The sequence below is a fragment of the Gilliamella sp. wkB7 genome (assembly GCF_001693435.1).
Lineage (GTDB): Bacteria > Pseudomonadota > Gammaproteobacteria > Enterobacterales > Orbaceae > Gilliamella > Gilliamella apicola_N.
On record NZ_CM004509.1, the window covers coordinates 67109 to 85820 of the forward strand.

Consider the following 18712-nt stretch of genomic DNA (forward strand, 5'->3'; position numbering starts at 1 on the left):
CAATGATTAAAAACATAGCAGAAACAGATATCAGTAATATTATAGCTAAGCAAATGAATCGATTTGGCAAGGTATATTTATTAATTGATCCAAAAATTAACGATGATTTTTTCTTTGAGCATAATTTTGAATTTGAATCAATTGTACCAATTCGAGATAGACAAGATACGGTTTCACAGGATCATGAATGTTTGCAGCTATGTACAATAAGGAAAGGAGTAAGTTATGTTGATCAAGTGATTAGTGAGTTAAAGAATAATCAATCGGCTGCAATTGCTTTAATTATTTCACCGTACAGTGTGAAAAACATACAAAATCATATTAGTAATGCTATGTTTATGTCGTATAAAGCTAAATGTTATTTTTTAAGATTTTATGACCCATATGTCTTAAAACATTTAGTAAATATCTTAAATAAAAAACAATTAAATCAATTATTAGGCGTTACTCAATATTGGTACTATTGGCAAAATAGTTATATCGAATTACATCACAAACCAGAATTAATACTGTCAGATATTGATTATGAAATAACAACAAATCAATGGCAAAAAATTAACATTGCTCAAGCTTATAACGCTTATGAATATCAAATGATGAGACAACAAAATTCTCCTTTGTCAGGGAGTCAACAAAACACTCTAACATTGATTTTAGACTGGATTTATAAGGCCTCATTTAATACGCCAGAACAACAAAAAATGGATTATATTGTTAATCATGTTATGGAAAAATCTGAACAATTCTTTCGGAAAACAACCTACAATCAATTTTCCAATATGATGAAAAATAGTAATATTCATCAAATTAAAAAATATTTGCAACAATTAGAGCAGGAATAAAATATGGCATCAATAGATGAATTAATTAAATTAATAGCAGCTGCGAAAATTAAGGAGAACGATTCTGGTAGGCGGTGTCCAAAATGTCAAGAAAAAGAAGGCGATTTAATTGTTCTACCAACTCGGTTATCAGTTAGCGGTTATTTAGCTAAAAACCGTATGATAAAAAATAATCTTAAAGCTAATGTAGAAGTCCCTCCTTTACCAGATTTTGCTCAAGAAATGGTAAAAAATTTACCATTAGAACACTCTAATTATTGTATACAAATGCTTAGACAAGGTTATTTATATGTGCTTGTTGACTATAAAAATGGTAAGAAAGAGTGGCGAGCATTTTCTTCCAGCCCTGAAGGATGTCTAACAGAGTTTGAAAATATTAATACGATACCCTCGATTCCCCCTGATTATAATTGCAATATAGCTACTGACGGAGCGGATGCTTCATATATCAGCTTTAAAAATAGTAAAGATATCTATAAAATTCATTTTATTTTTAGTCCAAATAAAATAACTAATGAACGGTTAGAGTTTTACCTGACTACTCCAGAATTCGAACTAGAAGGCATGACACCAGAGCAAATACGAAGTGGTCAGAGATCGATAAAAGATGAAGCTTTACTTTCAAATATACTAGAGTTTTCAACGGCAATAGAGATTGCTGAACAAGAGGCTTTTTTGCGCAGTAAATTGCCTTATGAATTTAAATTTGGAGAACGGGATAGTGCTAACAAACAACTTCAATTAACTCATTACATATATACAAATCGCGCCACTTTTTTTGATAAAGATATTCAGAAATATTATGGTCGTTATTTATCACTCTGTAAAAAATTAAACGCTCGCAAAGGCGCTGCAATTGTAGTTAACGATGCGATAGGAATTACACAAAGTTTAAATAATCGTCGTAACGAAGCACTTGAAAAAAAAATGAAACCCTGGATGGAAGCTATAGATAATGAAGGGATTTCGAATGAACATCGTCTAATTGTTAAAAAACAACTTGATGAATTTAAAAAGTCATTTCATGATCGCCGTATAAAAAAGTTAATACAGAGTTACTCGAAATCGGTTGAGCAGCAAAAAAAACAGAATACTAAAGCAATGCAAGGTATTTATATTCCTGAAGGTCTTAAAAACCAAAGTAATAAAATACTTGATAAGAGTGAAGAATGGTATAACGAAAATGTGGAATCTATCTATACACAAGAGCTAGCAGAGAAAGAGTTTCAAAAAAAATATTGGAGTCGTTTATCACAAGAAAAATTTAATAAATTTGAAAATGATTTTAAAGAAAAATCAGAACAAGCTGAAAAACTTGCAGAGCTAAGAACTAAAGACTACATAAAATGGTTAAAATCGGAGCAATTGATTACAGCATTAGATCTTTATGATGAAAGCAAAAAACTCGACGGAATTATGTTTCAATTTCAGATGAGTATGTGCCTACATGGAACAAGCAGTTCGCCAGAAATTACCGATATACTTGACCAATGGTGGAATGCATCGCAAATAACCCGTGATAACTTAGTTATGCGTACATACCTTTTTAACAATAAAAGTTTAATTGATGACATCAATCAATATTTAGATATACAACGATCAATTGCGATAATTGATGCTCCTGAAACAGATGAGACTGATCCCAATGTTAATAAAGCAATTGAACTATTAAATAACCTTACTGAACATATTAATACAGTAGGTTCTATTATAGATCAACTAGCAGAACGAGGATTTCCAATAGCAATATTATCCTTGACATTAACAGATTTAGTAAGAAATTTTTTAAGAATTACTGTATCGAGTGCAGAGGTGCGTCTCCACAATGCCGTGGGGAATCTTATCATAAGTTCGCTTAATCGAACCGCGACTAATATGTATGATATGGGTTATAATATTAATCGTGTAAGATTTTCAGCTACGGCTAAACGAGGTGTTCCGCAACTTGAAAATATTGCACAAGAAAACTTCCGAAATGCTGATTTAGTCAATACTCGTTTTGCTATCGTCTTACTTGGATTCAGCGCTTACGATTCATACCAAAAATTTAAAACAGGTCATATTGATAATATTCGGGAAGTAGCTGAATTCCTTACATCGACTGTGACAAGCATTGCTGCCGCCTTACAGGTATATATAAGCACAATTGAATATAGCATTGGTAACAAACCAAATTCTAAAATTGGACATGTTACTATTAATGCCTTTGGTCGGTTGTTTTTGTGGTCGGCAAGTATATCTACGATAGCTGGAGGGGTAATGGCCGTATTAGATTTTATTGATGGCTATGAAACAAGCAAAAAAGATAAGGACATTATTGCCACTGCTTATTTTGCGAGAGGGCTGGCAACTTTGGCGCTTAGTATTGGGCAATTTGTAACTGTATTGGGTACGCTTGCACCATGGTTAGATAGGATTGTTAGTTATAGTACAGAACGAACCATTTGGGTGAAAATAGCTGATTTGGGGCTTTCGATTGGACGCTTTGCACTTAGAAGTGCCCTTGTTATAGGTAGAATTGTATTTATGGCTTCATTTATTATACTAATTGTTTCGTTTGTGCTTATTATTAATGATGACAATGCACTTCAAAAATGGTTTGATCGCTGCTGTTTTGGCAAGGAACCAGACCGTGAAAAATTTGTAGATTTAACTGAAGAATTATCAACCTGGAATCAAGCTATTACGGAGACATTATAGATGTATATCGGTGAATATTTATTATGGTTTGGCAACTCCATAAAAAAAGAGACACGAAAAAAATTAGAAATGAGTCATAGCAGTAATGATATGAAACTCAGCGAAGTTGAAAAAGATTGGACTAAAGAGTCAGTCAGTAATAACCCAAGAGCCATTGGTCCGTACTATGCCTATAACGATCGCTATCTCGAGATTCGTGGTGGAATGTTTGAAAATTTTCGAGGGATTGTTACTTGGATAAGTTTATTGATATTTTCTGCTCCTGTATTTAGCATGTTAATGGCATTAACAATAGCTTCAAGGCTATATAATCATGAAAGAGGAAATGTTGCTTCTGGTATATTTACAATAATGTTTTTTTTAATAGTTACTTCAATTTTAATATATTTGTGCATCCGCTATTTCCGTTATGTCTATCGATTGGAACTATTTACCGTACGCCATATACGGGTACGGTTTAATCGGGTAACAAGGCAAGTTTATATTCAGCGTCCTAAATATTGCGGCGGTACTGTCGTATTTAAATGGGATCATATTATGCCGGGTAACTTTGGTGACAGTGGTTCGGATATGAATGGCACCAATATGGTGAATTTAATTGTTTTTCATCCTTATAAAACGGGTTTTCCTATTGCTCACTCAGTCGGGATAGGGAAAAATACCTATAAAGGTCAAGACTATAAAGATGAATGGGAATTTATTCGCCGCTATATGGAAGATGGGCCAGAAAATTTACCCAAACCAAGACTTAGCACCCATTTACCAATGCCATTTCATGGATTAGGTGGTCATATCAGCCCGATGATCCACGCAACACAAAATTCAAAAAGCATAGTGATGTATCTGTTATTAATCCCGGTATTTTTAATTCTATTACCCGTTTACACGACAGGTTATTTTATATCGGAATGCTTATGCTGGCAGCCACGTTGGCCAAAGGTGATTAGGCAAGCAGGCAAAAAAGGCAAACCCATACCCAAAGAAACAACCTTATCAGACTATCCACCTGACGTACAAAAAGGCATTTTAGAGAGCCGATTAGAGTGGTGCGTTTTGGATGAAAAAACCGGAAAATACGTTGATTACGGTAATAGTGATTAAAAAAAGGGATGTAAAGGTTAATGTATATCGGTGAATATTTATTATGGTTTGGCAACTCCATAAAAAAAGAAACGCGAAAAAAATTAGAAATGGGTTATAGCAGTAGTGATATGAAACTCAGCGAAGTTGAAAAGGATTGGACTAAAGAGTCAGTCAGTAATAACCCAAGAGCCATTGGCCCATATTATGCTTATAATAAACGCTATCTCGAGATTCGTGGTGGAATGTTTGAAAATTTTCGTGGAATTATTACTTGGATTAGTCTATTAATTTTTTTTATTCCTTTAACTTCAGGTTTTAATTTTATATATAGTATTAGAATGTTGTTTAATAATCAGACAGATGAAATAGGAGGCTATGTTATCACTTTAATTTTTTTTGGAATTATTTGTTTTATCTCTTTATATTTATGCATCCGCTATTTCCGTTATGTTTATCGATTGGAACTGTTTACCGTACGCCATATACGGGTACGGTTTAATCGGGTAACAAGGCAAGTTTATATTCAGCGCCCTAAATATTGTGGCGGTACTGTCGTATTTAAATGGGATCATATTATGCCGGGTAACTTTGGTGACAGTGGTTCGGATATGAATGGCACCAATATGGTGAATTTAATTGTTTTTCATCCTTATAAAACGGGTTTTCCTATTGCTCACTCAGTCGGGATAGGGAAAAATACCTATAAAGGTCAAGACTATAAAGATGAATGGGAATTTATTCGCCGTTATATGGAAGATGGGCCAGAAAATTTACCCAAACCAAGACTTAGCACCCATTTACCAATGCCATTTCATGGATTAGGTGGCCATATCAGCCCGATGATCCACGCAGCACAAAATTCAAAAAGCATAGTGATGTATCTGTTATTAATCCCGGTATTTTTAATTCTATTACCCGTTTACACGACAGGTTATTTTATATCGGAATGCTTATGCTGGCAGCCACGTTGGCCAAAAGTGATTAGGCAAGCAGGCAAAAAAGGCAAACCCATACCCAAAGAAACAACCTTATCAGACTATCCACCTGATGTGCAAAAAGGCATTTTAGAGAGCCGATTAGAGTGGTGTGTTTTGGATGAAAAAACAGGAAAATATGTTGATTACGGAAACTGATCCTAAATGAATACTAATTATTGAATATGAAAGCGAAAAAATAAGTATAAATAAAAATTAAGAAGGCTAATTATGCCCTACGCAAAATATGATGGAAAAGATATTCTTTATAATAATAAAGAAGAGTTATTAAAAAAAACGGGGATCAGTATTACTGATCCCATTTTACCTCCTAAAAATTTAGTAAAAATAACGGGTACACTTTCGGAGTTTAAAGGAATATTCTGTTATGCACCCGTGGGTGATGATGCTTATTTGAGTAAAGAAGAGAGGAAAAAACTGAATGCTAAAATACGGAGTAGAGCGGCGCTAGCAACATTAGCTGGGAATAACAGTGCTGGTTTAGCGGCAATAGGGCATGATGATAGTATACATGTAAGTAATTATTTCCCATCACAATATTTTACAGCTAAACTAAATAATACAATTAAGTTAAAAGGTTGGCTGGGTTATTATAAATTTGATGAAGGTGATTTGGTTGAAGTTGTAGCCGAAAAGCATACTGACCATTATGAAGTGTATGCTATGCTTAAACCGAGCGAGCAAATTATTTCTCTTATTACCCCTTGTTTTGCTGGACGTAAACACGCTTTAAAACGCTATCATATCCCAGTATTTTCATTTTATTTATTATCAATATCAGTATGTTATCTCAATAAATTATGATTTACAGAATTTATAAAAAAAAAGATTGTAAAATACTCGAAACAGTGTATTTTATATCTATTCTTAGATTGCTTTTTAACGTAACTTCATGCATAAATTTAATTAATAATGATGAATTTAATAATAATCAAATTTTTATTAAAAATAATACTAAAAAATTATTAATAATAATAAATAGTTAAATAAAAAAAGTTATATTTGCTATATACATGAAATATATTGAGGATAACATGGATAAAGGACTAACCAATTTGGTGAATCAATTGGGCAATGGTTTAAGTCGTGGTTTAAAGAATGGTTTGGTTAATGGAGTCGGTCATAATCGCTATACGTTAAATATTGATGGTTTGCCTGCTGAGGTTTCAGTTTTACAGGTTGAGGGTAATGAGCAACTTAACCAACCTTGGCACTATACGATTACTTTCACTAGCTCGGATAAACAACTTTCTGTTGAGTCATTTCTTAACCAAAATGCCCATTTGAGTTTTAACCCTGCTAATTCTAGTAGTTTAAGCGATTTTACCGCCGAAGGACTTAATGAGCCATTAAAGCAGTTAGATAAACTTAAACAATCCAATCCACTCGATTCACTTAATTCTTTAACCCAATTTAATCCGCTTAATCCGTTAAATTCACTATTATCTCAGGGTAGCTCACGCACTCTTTATGGTGTGATAACCCAGTTCAGTCAATTATCAGTCAGTAACGATGAAGCCCGTTATCAGGTTGTCTTATCCTCGCAATTAGCCAAACTGGCATTAAGTCATAATTGTGCTATTTTTCAGAATCAAAGTGTTATCAGTGTGGTTGAAGAGGTCTTACGTGGTCATGGTTATACAGGGATTGATTATCGTTTAGCGCTTAAAGAGCAATATCCGGAGCGTGAATTTATCACCCAGTGGCAGGAGAGTGACCTTGAATTTATTCAAAGACTGCTTGCTGATGTGGGGGTCTATTTCCGGTTTGAAACACATGGTGAACACAACTGTGATGTGTTGGTCATCAGTGATTATGAGCAAGGTTATCAGCAGGTGGCTGATATTGTGTACAAACAACCGAGTGGTACACTGGATAACAGCGTTGAAAGTGTCTGGGATATGACCTTACACAGTCAGATGGTGGAATCTTCGGTACAAGTACAGGATTATAACTACCGCGATGCGCAGACAAATTTACTGGGTGAGGTTAATAGCCAACTAAAAGATAACACCACTTACGGTACTGATTACCGTTATGATGAGCACTATAAAGGGTTAAATAGCAATGGTAATGGTAGTAATACCAATAACAATGATATAAATAATCATAACAGTAATAATGATGAAAACAGTAGTGATATCGATACCGACGGCAGTCAAGGCAGTAACGGCAATAGTAATGACAACGACAATAATAGCGTTAACACTAACAGTAGTAATAGCAATAACAACAGCAGTGATATTGACCGTAATCAAGCTAACACAAGTAATGGTGTTGAAAGTGGTGAATGGTATGCCCGCATTCGCCATGAACACGCCATTAGCCGTCAAATTGTTATCCGGGGTAAAAGTAATCAGGCCACTTTAGCTCCGGGTCAACATATCCGCATCAAAGGCAGTACGATAGCTGGAATAGATGAGGGAGTAATGATATTAACGGTGCAAGGACAGGGAAACCGCAGTGAGGCTTATGAACTGATTTTTACTGCCATACCTTACCAGCCATTAAAACCTTACCGCCCCGAGCCGATTCCTTTTCCGACTATTGACGGCACTTTACCGGCACGGGTAACCAGTCCGAATAATGACACCTATGGTTATATTGATACACAAGGGCGCTATCGGGTTAAATTTAACTTTGATTTAAAAGAGTGGCGAAACGGTGAAGAGAGTTTATGGTTAAGACTGGCTAAACCGTATGCAGGCAGTACCTATGGTTTTCACTTTCCACTGATTGACGGCACAGAAGTTGCGGTAGCGTTTACTAACGGTAATCCGGACCGACCTTATATCGCGCATGCGATGCATGACAGTGGCCACCCTGACCATGTGACTACCATAAACAAACATCGAAATGTAATTCGTACTCCTGCTAACAACAAACTGCGGATGGATGATAAGCGCGGACAAGAGCACATTAAGTTAGCGACCGAATACGGTAAAACCCAGCTTAACATCGGGCATTTAGTTGACCAAAACAAAGAGCAGCGTGGTGAGGGATTTGAACTGCGCACCGATGAGTGGGGGGCAATTGCTGCCAATAAAGGTTTATACCTGACCAGTCAGACCGAGCCTAAGGCACAGGGTAAACAGCTTGATATGCAAGGTGCCATTACCCAGCTTGAAAATGCATTATCAATTGCTAAAGCACTGCAAAATGCAGCAACTGCCTCTGAAGCTCATGGTGCGGATACCGACAGTCAAGAGCAACTTAAAGCGACATTAACCCAATTAGCCCAAAGTGGCATTATTGCTTATGCGCAAGAGGGCATCGCTTTAACCAGTCCGGAAAACATCCAACTGTCCACATCAAACAGCGTATCGGTGACCAGTGAAAACCAAACTGACATCAATGCGTTAAAAAACATTACTGTCTCATCCGGTGAATCCATCGGTCTGTTTGCTCATAAATCAGGAATGAAAGTCTTTGCCAACCAAGGTGATGTTAACGTGCAGGCACAAAATGCCAACCTGAATATGGCTGCTAAGCAAGATATTAAAATAGACAGTGTGGATGGAAAGCTGACGATTACCGCAAGTAAAGAGTTGACGTTAATGTGTGGCGGTTCATACATCAAAATCAGTAGCGCAGGGATAGAACTGGGCACAGCTGATAATGTTTATATAAAAAGTAATGCATTACAGAAGATGGGACCTAAAACTATTAATATATCATCTCCAATCTTAGCAAATGCGATATCTGTGACTACAAATCGTATTTGTTTGAGTTGTTTGATTAAAGCGGCTGAAAATGGCGAGATGCTTGTGATTAGTGGAGAACGATGATGTTAAATCAACACATATCTAGTCAAATATTAATTGAACACCAAAAATATTCAAGAAATAAATTACACTTATATACCTTAATTGATGGACTTGAGTATGAGCGTTTCTTTCAAGAAGAAATCATTGAAAATGAATGGATAAAACCTTTATTTCTTCAACCAAGCAATAAAGATATGGCTTTTGCTGGACCTTGGATTTGTTATATTAAAAAAATGAATAGTGATTTTCAGAATCAAATCATAGAACTAGAACAAAAGTATCCGTCTGTATCTTGGATAATTTCATCACTCTCTTTTGAATATTTACTAAATAATTTAGAAAATAAACTTCATATAACACTAGAAGATAATCGTTATGCCTTACTGCGTTATTATGACCCAAGAGTATTATACAAATTACCTAGTGTTTTGACAGAACAACAAATTAAAATTTTTACACTTCAAATTGATGAATGGATCTATTATTACGAGAATAATTATCATTCATTGAATGCAGGAAAATTATGATAAAACTTACAATAGAGCAATTGAATAACATTTTAGATCAAGAAAACGATGAATATCTTTGGAAACTCATATATGAATTCAAAAATGATAGTCGTTTAAATTTACCTGATGAAGAAATCGATCATTTATTTACTCGGTTAAAAACAACTTATTGTTATCTTCTTGAATTAGGATTTTCAAAAGAATTGCTAATAGATGCTTTCTTATGTGCAGAAGCAACTACTCCAGGTATAAAAGATAATCAAAATTTTAAAGCATGGATAGAGAAACCAGGTGAAAATCCTGAAATTCAGTTTGAAGATTTATTGAGAATAGGTATTAAAATTCAACAAAATAATTAAGGATAAATTATGGTAGCACAAGTAATACCAGCTATTATTGAGCTTAAGGAAATAGCTGTTATGATAATAGGAACAGGTGCGGTAGCAGTTTATGTAGATAAAGCTAGTAAGAAAAGCCCAACTGTTAGTCCCCCAAAACCTACAGAATTGCCAAGTAAATCAGCAAAAATTGAGCGTATTACTGGAAGTGACCAAATAACTTTAAGAACTTCAACAATAGCAATGATACAAATAAAATTAGAAAGAGACAGATGTCGAAACAAATGTAATTGCCCACCAGAAACATTTAAACGAGTAAAAATGGAAATAAAAGATCGTTCTGGTATGAGTGAATTATCGTTAGATTACCAATCAATAATTTGCGGTTCATACTGGTATCCCAAAAAAAAAAATGATAAAACTTCAAAAAATATTATTGAATGGGTATATTTTAAAGGACCAGGTAATCCACCAGTAGAGTTTGATGGATGGGAACCTAGATTTTGTCTATTTTTAGAAGCTAAAGCGCGTTACGATCATTTATTTAAAGAAGTTAATGGAACCCCAGAATTGCAAAAATGGGCTTATAAAAATTATGAACAGCTTGATAATCAAGCAAAAAGGCATGATGATGTATGTAGACTAAATTATCCTGCTAAATGCTGTTGGGTGTGGATGACTAGTAAGGCATACCGTTATTTTCAAACGATAAAGGATAATTATCCTAACTTATACACAATTTATATGCCACTATCAAAATAACATGGATCATTAATTATGAAAAAAAATTTAATTTTTGATATCTTTTTTTATCCTAAAAAGTATTTATCACTTATAACATGTATAGAGCATGTTAATAACATTTTAAAAATCCAATACCAATATCTATACAGAGAACAAGATTGGTATTTATGTAGCTCATCGAAAAAAAAATCATCGATTCATAAGGTGTTTGACAAAGATGGTATTACAGAAATTGGTTTAAAAAAATTAACACAAGAATATCATAAAGACAAAAGACATTTTGGCTTAGCTATCTGGGATAAAAAAACAGAGGGGGCCGCATTAGTGTATAGTATATATGAACAAACTTGTGGACAACCATTTAAGGTTAAGATCAGGTTGGATTATGATATTCTTTTATCAGAAATAGATTTAAATAATATTCAAAAATTTTGTCTTGCTTTGTCTGAGCAATTTGATGGCGCATATATTATGGTAAATAATAATTATACACCTGAGAAAAAAGTTTTTCCAGATAGGCTTTCGGCTGCATGGATGATTTACTTACCTAAAGTTCAGTTATCCCATAATATAGTTCCACAGGCGTTTGATGTGATTAGCCCCACAGATCATGAAGGACATGCAGCTGGATCGTTGGTTGTTACTCTACCACACTTTTTTGATGAGAAAAATACAGATGATATCAAAGCTGTAAATAGTGTCGATATTAAGTTACGTGAATTAGGTTTATTGCCTCGTTATGCAGATTTATAAAGATAAAGGGGATGATGAATTTATGAAAGATTATAATACTTTTAGTTTATTACCATGTAACAAATGTGGTAAATATTAGTAGAACGTTGGAAAAAGTTTGCAAACAAAATTTCTTGATCGTGGTGATTCAACTTACGTGCATTTTGATGAAGTGACGAATTTGTGTAAAATCTATAAAGATCGCCCTTTGATTTGTCGTGTTGAAGACTACCATGAGACTTATCTTACTAATCAATATAGTTAGGACGAATTTGTAAAAATAAATTTGTATTGGTTAGATTAGTTAAATTGATTCGTATTTCCTATTTTACATAATAGGAAATATGTATTTAGAGTAAACATACCTTTTAAAGGAGGATAGTGCCGAGAAGGAATCTCTCAAATGCAATAGTATTTTTATGTTAGATCTGGTTGTTGATTAAATTACAATCGTTATAAATTAAATATCCCACTTTTTGGACTTTTATTTATCCATTATGAACAATTAATCCAATCATTATCCCAACCTAATCTAACATAAGAAGAAAATTGAAAGTTATATTATCAATTAACTATTATGTTGATAATCGTCTGATTATTATGAATATCTCACTCTAGCCTTATGTAAACAACGATAAAACAGATTTTAAAATAAGATTTATTATTTAATTCATAATAAACATGATTTAATCAATATAAACTCTCTATGAGTGTGAACTTATAAGTTATATCTTATAAATTATGCAATTTTTTTAATAATCGATTTGAGTTTTAGAATGAACTTTATTATAAGTCTTTATAAACCTACAAACACCATGATGAAAAAATTTACTATCAATGAAAGCTGGCTAGAGATTGATCTGTGTAATAAAGTTATTTTTTTTAATATGTTACCACTTTTATCCACAAGTTTATTCAAGGGTTTTGGGGATAATAATTGCTGAGTTTTTATAAGTGAGAACGAAAAATTGCAAGTATTTAGATATTTATAAATACGTTTTATTTAATTGTTAAACTTTTCTATTAAGGCCTATTATGAGTTATTTTAATTATCATGCGAAAGCAAAAAGGTTAATTAAAGATGGTCATTTGGTTGGGTATGAGTTTGTAGATAATTGGAATGGTATAAAACCAGCATTAGTCCTTTATTTTGATGAGGCAAAACCTATGCCGATCCGAGAATATCGTTGGCAAGAATATTTGCCATTACTAAATAGGGGTAAAGAAGAGTGATAATTTTAAAATTGTGCAATGTTAATTAAGTAAACAATACAGTCAAGAATTTCAATTTATCTTGTTTTTATCATAACAATTAAATTCGTTTCTAAATGATTTTTGAATAGTTAGATTATATAAATTGGCAATTAAAAAAATTTTATAATCACGCATTACTTCAAACTGATAATAATTTAAACATATTATATGACATTAACTTCTAATTAATGCGATTAAACTTTGTGTGACTCACCGTTGATACAATAAATTTGCCAATTGCTATGCTTAAGCGTAAAATGCCAGCCTATTTTTGCTTAACCTATTACAATACTGTAATACTGACTTGAAATCAGAGGCATTTTTTAATGACACTTTTATATGCAAAACCAGAGTTACTTTCTCCTGCTGGTTCCCTTAAAAATATGCGCTATGCGTTTGCTTATGGTGCGGATGCAGTTTATGCTGGACAACCTCGATATAGCTTACGTGTTCGTAATAACGAATTTAATCATGAAAATTTAGCTATTGGCATTAACGAAGCCCATGCGCAAGGTAAAAAGTTTTATGTCGTTGTTAATATTGCTCCACATAATTCTAAATTAAAGACCTTTATTCGGGATTTAGAGCCTATTGTCAACATGAAACCAGACGCCTTTATCATGTCCGATCCTGGTTTAATTATGTTAGTCCGTGAACATTTTCCAGAAATGGAAATTCACTTATCTGTGCAATCCAATGCCGTTAACTGGGCTACTGTAAAATTTTGGCACAAAATCGGATTAACTCGAGTGGTCTTGTCGCGTGAATTGTCATTAGATGAAATTGCTGAAATTCGAGAAAAAGTACCAGAAATGGAGCTAGAAGTTTTTATTCATGGTGCGCTTTGCATGGCATATTCTGGACGTTGTTTACTTTCAGGTTATATCAATAAACGTGATTCAAACCAAGGTACGTGTACTAATGCTTGCCGCTGGGAATATAAAATTGCGGAAGGCAAAGAAGACGAAGTAGGGCAAATTGTACATAAGTGTGAACCGATTCCCGTTCAGCAAGTGGAGCCAACTTTAGGCATAGGTTCCACTACGGATAAAGTGTTCATGTTAGAAGAATCAGGACGTCCTGGCGAATATATGCAAGCTTTTGAAGATGAGCATGGCACATATATAATGAACTCTAAAGATTTAAGAGCGGTTGAATTAGTTGGTGATTTAACTAAAATTGGGGTACATTCATTAAAAATAGAAGGCCGTACTAAATCTTTTTATTATTGTGCTCGAACTGCTCAAGTTTATCGTCAAGCAATTGATGCAGCAAGTGAGGGTAAACCTTTTGATCCTCGTTTGTTAACTGAGCTTGAATCTTTAGCCCACCGTGGTTATACCGAAGGATTTTTACGTCGTCACAAACATGAAGATATGCAAAATTATGTGCATAGCCATTCAGTATCAGACAGACAGCAGTTTGTTGGGGAGTTTAGTGGAGCGCGTTTAAATGGTTTGGCTGAAATTATTGTTAAAAACAAGTTTTCAGTAGGTGACAGTGTAGAGATGATGACACCTAAAGGTAATACGACTTTTATTATTGAACGTATGGAAAATAAGAAAGGGCAACCTGTTCCAGCAGGACTCGGGGATGGGCATATTGTTTATATTCCAATTCCTGAAGAGATTGATTTAAATTATGCCTTATTGATGCGCAATTTTGATTAACCTAAAACTAAGTAAAACTGTTCGGATTTACCGAACAGTTACTCTAATTGTTGTTATTGACGAATCAAATCATCACCATAACCAATCCATTTATACGTTGTTAACGCTTCAAGTCCCATCGGCCCACGTGCGTGTAGTTTTTGTGTGCTAACAGCGACTTCAGCACCTAAACCAAATTGTCCACCATCGGTAAAGCGAGTTGATGCATTGACATAGACAGCCGCTGCATCGACTAAATTGACAAACTTCTCAGCATTGGTTAAATCACGTGTTAATATTGCTTCTGAATGACCACTGCCGTATTCACGAATATGTTCAACCGCCAATTCAAGTGAATCAACAATAACTATATTTAAATCTTTGGATAGCCACTCTTGACGTAATTCTTCATCATCAACAGGAAACACATTGGCAACACCTGTTTCTAAAATTTTGAATGCCTCTGCATCGGCATGTAATATAACCTGATGATCCGCCATAATTTGACTAAGTTTAGGTAAAAATGTTTTAGCGATTTTAGTATGTACAAGCAATGTTTCTAGAGTATTACATGTACTTGGTCTTTGAGTTTTAGCATTTAAAATAATAGGATATACTTTATCAAAATCGGCACTTTCATCGACAAAAATATGGCAAACACCAATTCCACCCGTAATAACTGGTATGGTTGAATGCTCACGACAAAGTTTGTGTAAAGAGGCCCCCCCGCGAGGAATAATCATATCAACATATTTATCAAGTTTAAGTAGTTCATTGATGTATTTTCGATCGGGATTATCAATAAATTGTATTGCTGCTTTAGGTAAACCCACTTGCTCCAGTGCTTGTTGAATAATGGCTACGGTTGCTCGATTGGTATGGATGGTTTCTTTACCCCCTCTTAATATAGCTGCATTACCCGTTTTAAGGCAAAGTGCAGCAATATCAATCGTCACATTAGGACGAGCTTCATATATTACGCCTATCACACCTAATGGCACTCTTTGACGCTGTAACTTTAAAGTGTTTTCTAAAGTGGCTCCATCCATAATTTGACCAACAGGATCGATTAATGAAATCACTTTTCGTACATCATTGGTAATTGATAATAATCGTTCAGGTGTTAATAATAAACGATCTAAAATCGCTTTATTTAATCCTTGTTCTTTGGCTGCTTGGATATCTTTTTCATTAGCGGCAAGAATTGTTGGGGTATGTTTTTCCAATAAATCAGCGATAACCGCTAAAACTTTATTTTTAGTTGTAGTAGAGCATTGCGCTAATTGATAAGAAGCAAATTTTGCCTCTTTTCCCATTTGAACTATCATTTTAGACCTTTATTAATTTGATTCACGAATATCTTAGAATAAATTGGACTTTCCTAAAAAGATTTCTTAATTGAATATTAAAACATGTATTAGAGTAAATATCATCACTTTAATACAACGATATCCTATTTTTAGCTATGGTGATGACTTCATATTAAAAAAATATATCTGTAAAAATACTTTTTAATTATCAGACAAAACTAAAAGATGAATGCTTATAATTTTGCTTTAGTATTAATTGGTTAATGTTTCTTTATCTTTTAGACAAGTATGTAAATTATTTAAAAGTTCAGTTTTAGTATTATTATCCAAACGATTAAAAGGAATTTTCAAATTTTCTTCAGTTTTACTCGTATCGTTGTAATAATCAATAGATACATATTTTTTTTCATATTGTATGGATTTTATATTTTTAAAAAATACTTTGTTCTCCTCTTTCATTGGAGTTGGTCGCAATGTTATAAAATCTTCACCAATGGTAATATAAACCGACATATATTGAAAAACAAAAATTAATAGAGAGCATGTAAGCATGATAATAGATGACCCACTTTTAACGGGTAATGCTAACAGGATAATGATTCCAATGACTCCTATCACTATTGTTGGTAATAAAAAACGGCGAGCATAATATTCTTTTACTGTTCGATTTTGTGATTCCATCATTTATCCTTATGTTAATAATTTATTATTTTATAATTATATTTTCTAAATTTACGGCGTGATCAGTATTCATTGCCGATAATTTTGCTTCTTTTTTGTGAATGATGTCTCGCAATTTGTACTAGAAAAGCATCACTCTTCTAATGTGGAGTTATCAATTCATTAAAAAATTTAGAGCAAAGATGTCTTAATCTTTGCTCTAAATCATCAATTTTATTATCTTATTGTTCTTTATCTTTTAATACAGTATGTAAAGTAGTTAGAAGTTTTTCTTTTGCCTCATCTTCCATGACTGATAAAGGTATTTTTACAGTTTCTTCTTTATTACTAATTTTGTTTTTGTAATTAATAATTACTTTATTTTTTTGATAATCAATTGATGAGATTTCTTCAAAAAGCATACTCACTGAACCTTTTAAAGGTGCAGTAGGTCTATAAGTAATATAATCATCTCCAATTGAGATATAAATCATATTAAATTGCCAAATAGCACGAAAAAGTAAGATTAAAGGTAATACGAGACTTACATTTTTACCTATAGGAAGTATTAACAGAATGAAAAATGCTATGACACATACTATCATCAAAAATATTACATTACGTCGAGCTTGAAATTGTTCTATATTTTGATTTTGAGATTCCATTTATTATCCTTAACAAAGTGATATCCATGATATTTCTATGAATTGCGTCTTTCTTCTAATGTTGCTTCATTAGCAAGACTAATTATTTTTTAGCACCAAAAACCCCAATCAACCCCAAAGGGACAAATAATATGCTGCCAGTAATAATTAAAGTACCTGCTAATTTTTTATTTTTTCCCGCAAATAATATTCCTACCGTACTTATTAAAGCAAATATGCATGCAATTGGTAACATAATTCCATAAAGTTCATCTTGGAGTGAATTGATGTAAATGATTAATACACCAAACCAGTTAGCTATTACACCACCTATAGCTAGTCCCATTTTTTATTTCCTTGTTGTTTGTTATTTAATAATCATATCATTTCGATGTACGGCGACAGAGCCATACTCATAGCCAATAATTTGGCTAATTTCTTGTGAGTGATGTCCGGCAATTTGTTTTAATGCATCACTATTATAACGGCTTACCCCACGAGCTATACTTTTACCTGTTTTATCACAAATATCTATGACCTCGCCACGAGAAAAATTTTGTTCAACTTGTAAAATACCTTTGGGTAAAAGTGAACTGCCATTATTTAAAATGGCATTTACTGCGCCATCATCTAATAAAACTTTGCCCGCTTTGGGCGCACCAAATAACCAATGTTTACGATGCTCTAAGGGGGTCTTAGGCGGGATAAAGCGTGTGCCAACTGATTGGTTATTTACAGTATCAATAATAACATTCGGTTTATTACCTGCCGCAATAATAACTTCAATTCCAGCACTTCCTGCTACTTCAGCCGCTTGTATTTTAGTACCCATACCACCAGTACCAAGCCCAGAAACACTGTCTCCAGCTATACTACGTAAATTATCGTCAATATTGTCGATTTCATGAATTAATTTTGCATTTTTATTTGATCTTGGATCGGCGGTATATAAACCCGCAATATCTGTTAATAAAATTAATTTGTCGGCTTCAGCTAAAATAGCTGCTAGGGCGGATAAATTATCATTATCACCGACTTTAATTTCAGCGGTTGCTACTGCGTCGTTTTCGTTAATAATGGGAATAATGTGATTGTCCAACATGGCTTTTAAAGCATCTTGCGCATTTAAAAATCTTTCTCGATCTTCAAGATCGGCACGTGTTAACAACATTTGGCCTATATAAATTTTGTAGATTGAAAAGAGTTGTTCCCAAAGTTGTATTAGTTTACTTTGACCAACCGATGCAAGTAGCTGTTTTGATGCAACAGTATTGGGAAGAGTAGGGTAGTTAAGATATTCACGACCTGCGGCAATGGCTCCAGATGTAACAATAATAATTTTATGTCCATCTTGATGTAAACTGGCGCATTGCCTAATTAGTTCGACCATTTGTGCACGATCTAACTGTTTTGTGCCACCGGTCAATACACTGGTACCTAATTTAACAACGACAGTTTGTTGTTTTTTAATGGTCATAACATACT

Annotated in this window: 18 protein-coding genes; 13 read left to right on the plus strand and 5 right to left on the minus strand. The window is 33.7% G+C overall.

From position 1 onward, the window contains the following. Nucleotides 1–2: 2 nt before the first annotated feature. The 13 genes from A9G17_RS00320 (at nt 3) to trhP (ending at nt 14634) form a co-directional block, all read left to right on the plus strand. Nucleotides 3–842 (plus strand): DUF4123 domain-containing protein, encoded by an 840-nt coding sequence (locus A9G17_RS00320; RefSeq protein ID WP_065736981.1) that lies wholly within the window; start codon nt 3–5, stop codon nt 840–842. 3 nt (nt 843–845) lie between these two features. Beyond that, a complete protein-coding gene (locus A9G17_RS00325) occupies nt 846–3542 on the plus strand; it encodes a T6SS effector BTH_I2691 family protein (RefSeq protein ID WP_065736982.1) in 2697 nt (898 codons plus the stop codon). Then, nucleotides 3543–4643, plus strand: a complete 1101-nt coding sequence (locus tag A9G17_RS00330; RefSeq protein WP_065736983.1) for a DUF6708 domain-containing protein — start codon at nt 3543–3545, stop codon at nt 4641–4643. A gap of 20 nt (nt 4644–4663) precedes the next feature. Further along, nucleotides 4664–5758, plus strand: a complete 1095-nt coding sequence (locus A9G17_RS00335) for a DUF6708 domain-containing protein (protein ID WP_065736984.1) — start codon at nt 4664–4666, stop codon at nt 5756–5758. Between the two features lie 72 nt (nt 5759–5830). Beyond that, nucleotides 5831–6424 carry a hypothetical protein gene (locus A9G17_RS00340; RefSeq protein ID WP_065736985.1) on the plus strand — a complete coding sequence of 198 codons (594 nt, stop codon included), beginning with the start codon at nt 5831–5833 and terminating at the stop codon, nt 6422–6424. Nucleotides 6425–6654: 230 nt separating this feature from the next. After that, nucleotides 6655–9408 (plus strand): type VI secretion system Vgr family protein, encoded by a 2754-nt coding sequence (locus A9G17_RS00345; RefSeq protein ID WP_065736986.1) that lies wholly within the window; start codon nt 6655–6657, stop codon nt 9406–9408. Continuing rightward, the gene (locus A9G17_RS00350) at nt 9408–9914 is read left to right on the plus strand and encodes a DUF4123 domain-containing protein (protein ID WP_065736987.1); all 507 of its coding nucleotides are present in this window, start codon (nt 9408–9410) and stop codon (nt 9912–9914) included. Before A9G17_RS00345 ends, A9G17_RS00350 begins: the two co-directional genes overlap by 1 nt. Next, the gene (locus tag A9G17_RS00355) at nt 9911–10255 is read left to right on the plus strand and encodes a hypothetical protein (protein WP_065736988.1); all 345 of its coding nucleotides are present in this window, start codon (nt 9911–9913) and stop codon (nt 10253–10255) included. The genes A9G17_RS00350 and A9G17_RS00355 overlap by 4 nt, the downstream gene beginning before the upstream one ends. Before the next feature lie 9 nt (nt 10256–10264). Beyond that, nucleotides 10265–10996 (plus strand): Tox-REase-5 domain-containing protein, encoded by a 732-nt coding sequence (locus tag A9G17_RS00360; RefSeq protein WP_065736989.1) that lies wholly within the window; start codon nt 10265–10267, stop codon nt 10994–10996. 15 nt (nt 10997–11011) lie between these two features. Continuing rightward, a complete protein-coding gene (locus tag A9G17_RS00365; protein WP_065736990.1) occupies nt 11012–11731 on the plus strand; it encodes an Imm52 family immunity protein in 720 nt (239 codons plus the stop codon). A 97-nt stretch (nt 11732–11828) separates the two neighbouring features. Next, the gene (locus A9G17_RS00370; RefSeq protein ID WP_218059737.1) at nt 11829–11975 is read left to right on the plus strand and encodes a YkgJ family cysteine cluster protein; all 147 of its coding nucleotides are present in this window, start codon (nt 11829–11831) and stop codon (nt 11973–11975) included. Nucleotides 11976–12745: 770 nt separating this feature from the next. Continuing rightward, the gene (locus A9G17_RS00375) at nt 12746–12943 is read left to right on the plus strand and encodes a thermostable hemolysin delta-VPH (protein WP_065736991.1); all 198 of its coding nucleotides are present in this window, start codon (nt 12746–12748) and stop codon (nt 12941–12943) included. A gap of 347 nt (nt 12944–13290) precedes the next feature. Next, the gene (gene trhP / locus A9G17_RS00380) at nt 13291–14634 is read left to right on the plus strand and encodes a prephenate-dependent tRNA uridine(34) hydroxylase TrhP (protein ID WP_065736992.1); all 1344 of its coding nucleotides are present in this window, start codon (nt 13291–13293) and stop codon (nt 14632–14634) included. Between the two features lie 53 nt (nt 14635–14687). On the opposite strand, the gene proA is transcribed toward trhP, so the two are convergent. The 5 genes from proA to proB form a co-directional block, all read right to left on the minus strand. Further along, nucleotides 14688–15941: a glutamate-5-semialdehyde dehydrogenase gene (gene proA, locus A9G17_RS00385; protein WP_065736993.1), complete on the minus strand. Its 1254-nt coding sequence runs from the start codon at nt 15939–15941 to the stop codon at nt 14688–14690. A 234-nt stretch (nt 15942–16175) separates the two neighbouring features. Then, the gene (locus A9G17_RS00390) at nt 16176–16604 is read right to left on the minus strand and encodes a hypothetical protein (protein ID WP_065736994.1); all 429 of its coding nucleotides are present in this window, start codon (nt 16602–16604) and stop codon (nt 16176–16178) included. Between the two features lie 221 nt (nt 16605–16825). Next, nucleotides 16826–17248 carry a hypothetical protein gene (locus A9G17_RS00395; RefSeq protein WP_065736995.1) on the minus strand — a complete coding sequence of 141 codons (423 nt, stop codon included), beginning with the start codon at nt 17246–17248 and terminating at the stop codon, nt 16826–16828. An 82-nt stretch (nt 17249–17330) separates the two neighbouring features. After that, the gene (locus A9G17_RS00400; RefSeq protein WP_065736996.1) at nt 17331–17573 is read right to left on the minus strand and encodes a hypothetical protein; all 243 of its coding nucleotides are present in this window, start codon (nt 17571–17573) and stop codon (nt 17331–17333) included. Between the two features lie 21 nt (nt 17574–17594). Further along, entirely contained in the window at nt 17595–18704 is a 1110-nt protein-coding gene (gene proB / locus A9G17_RS00405; protein WP_065736997.1) for a glutamate 5-kinase, read from the minus strand. Nucleotides 18705–18712: the final 8 nt, after the last annotated feature.

Excerpts from the sequence above, each read along its gene's own strand:
- A9G17_RS00320 (WP_065736981.1), top strand. The coding sequence starts at position 3 with ATGATTAAAAACATAGCAGAAACAGATATCAGTAATATTATAGCTAAG.
- A9G17_RS00325 (WP_065736982.1), top strand. The coding sequence starts at position 846 with ATGGCATCAATAGATGAATTAATTAAATTAATAGCAGCTGCGAAAATT.
- A9G17_RS00330 (WP_065736983.1), top strand. The coding sequence starts at position 3,543 with ATGTATATCGGTGAATATTTATTATGGTTTGGCAACTCCATAAAAAAA.
- A9G17_RS00335 (WP_065736984.1), top strand. The coding sequence starts at position 4,664 with ATGTATATCGGTGAATATTTATTATGGTTTGGCAACTCCATAAAAAAA.
- A9G17_RS00340 (WP_065736985.1), top strand. The coding sequence starts at position 5,831 with ATGCCCTACGCAAAATATGATGGAAAAGATATTCTTTATAATAATAAA.
- A9G17_RS00345 (WP_065736986.1), top strand. The coding sequence starts at position 6,655 with ATGGATAAAGGACTAACCAATTTGGTGAATCAATTGGGCAATGGTTTA.
- A9G17_RS00350 (WP_065736987.1), top strand. The coding sequence starts at position 9,408 with ATGTTAAATCAACACATATCTAGTCAAATATTAATTGAACACCAAAAA.
- A9G17_RS00355 (WP_065736988.1), top strand. The coding sequence starts at position 9,911 with ATGATAAAACTTACAATAGAGCAATTGAATAACATTTTAGATCAAGAA.
- A9G17_RS00360 (WP_065736989.1), top strand. The coding sequence starts at position 10,265 with ATGGTAGCACAAGTAATACCAGCTATTATTGAGCTTAAGGAAATAGCT.
- A9G17_RS00365 (WP_065736990.1), top strand. The coding sequence starts at position 11,012 with ATGAAAAAAAATTTAATTTTTGATATCTTTTTTTATCCTAAAAAGTAT.
- A9G17_RS00375 (WP_065736991.1), top strand. The coding sequence starts at position 12,746 with ATGAGTTATTTTAATTATCATGCGAAAGCAAAAAGGTTAATTAAAGAT.
- trhP (WP_065736992.1), top strand. The coding sequence starts at position 13,291 with ATGACACTTTTATATGCAAAACCAGAGTTACTTTCTCCTGCTGGTTCC.
- proA (WP_065736993.1), bottom strand. The coding sequence starts at position 15,941 with ATGATAGTTCAAATGGGAAAAGAGGCAAAATTTGCTTCTTATCAATTA.
- A9G17_RS00390 (WP_065736994.1), bottom strand. The coding sequence starts at position 16,604 with ATGGAATCACAAAATCGAACAGTAAAAGAATATTATGCTCGCCGTTTT.
- A9G17_RS00395 (WP_065736995.1), bottom strand. The coding sequence starts at position 17,248 with ATGGAATCTCAAAATCAAAATATAGAACAATTTCAAGCTCGACGTAAT.
- A9G17_RS00400 (WP_065736996.1), bottom strand. The coding sequence starts at position 17,573 with ATGGGACTAGCTATAGGTGGTGTAATAGCTAACTGGTTTGGTGTATTA.
- proB (WP_065736997.1), bottom strand. The coding sequence starts at position 18,704 with ATGACCATTAAAAAACAACAAACTGTCGTTGTTAAATTAGGTACCAGT.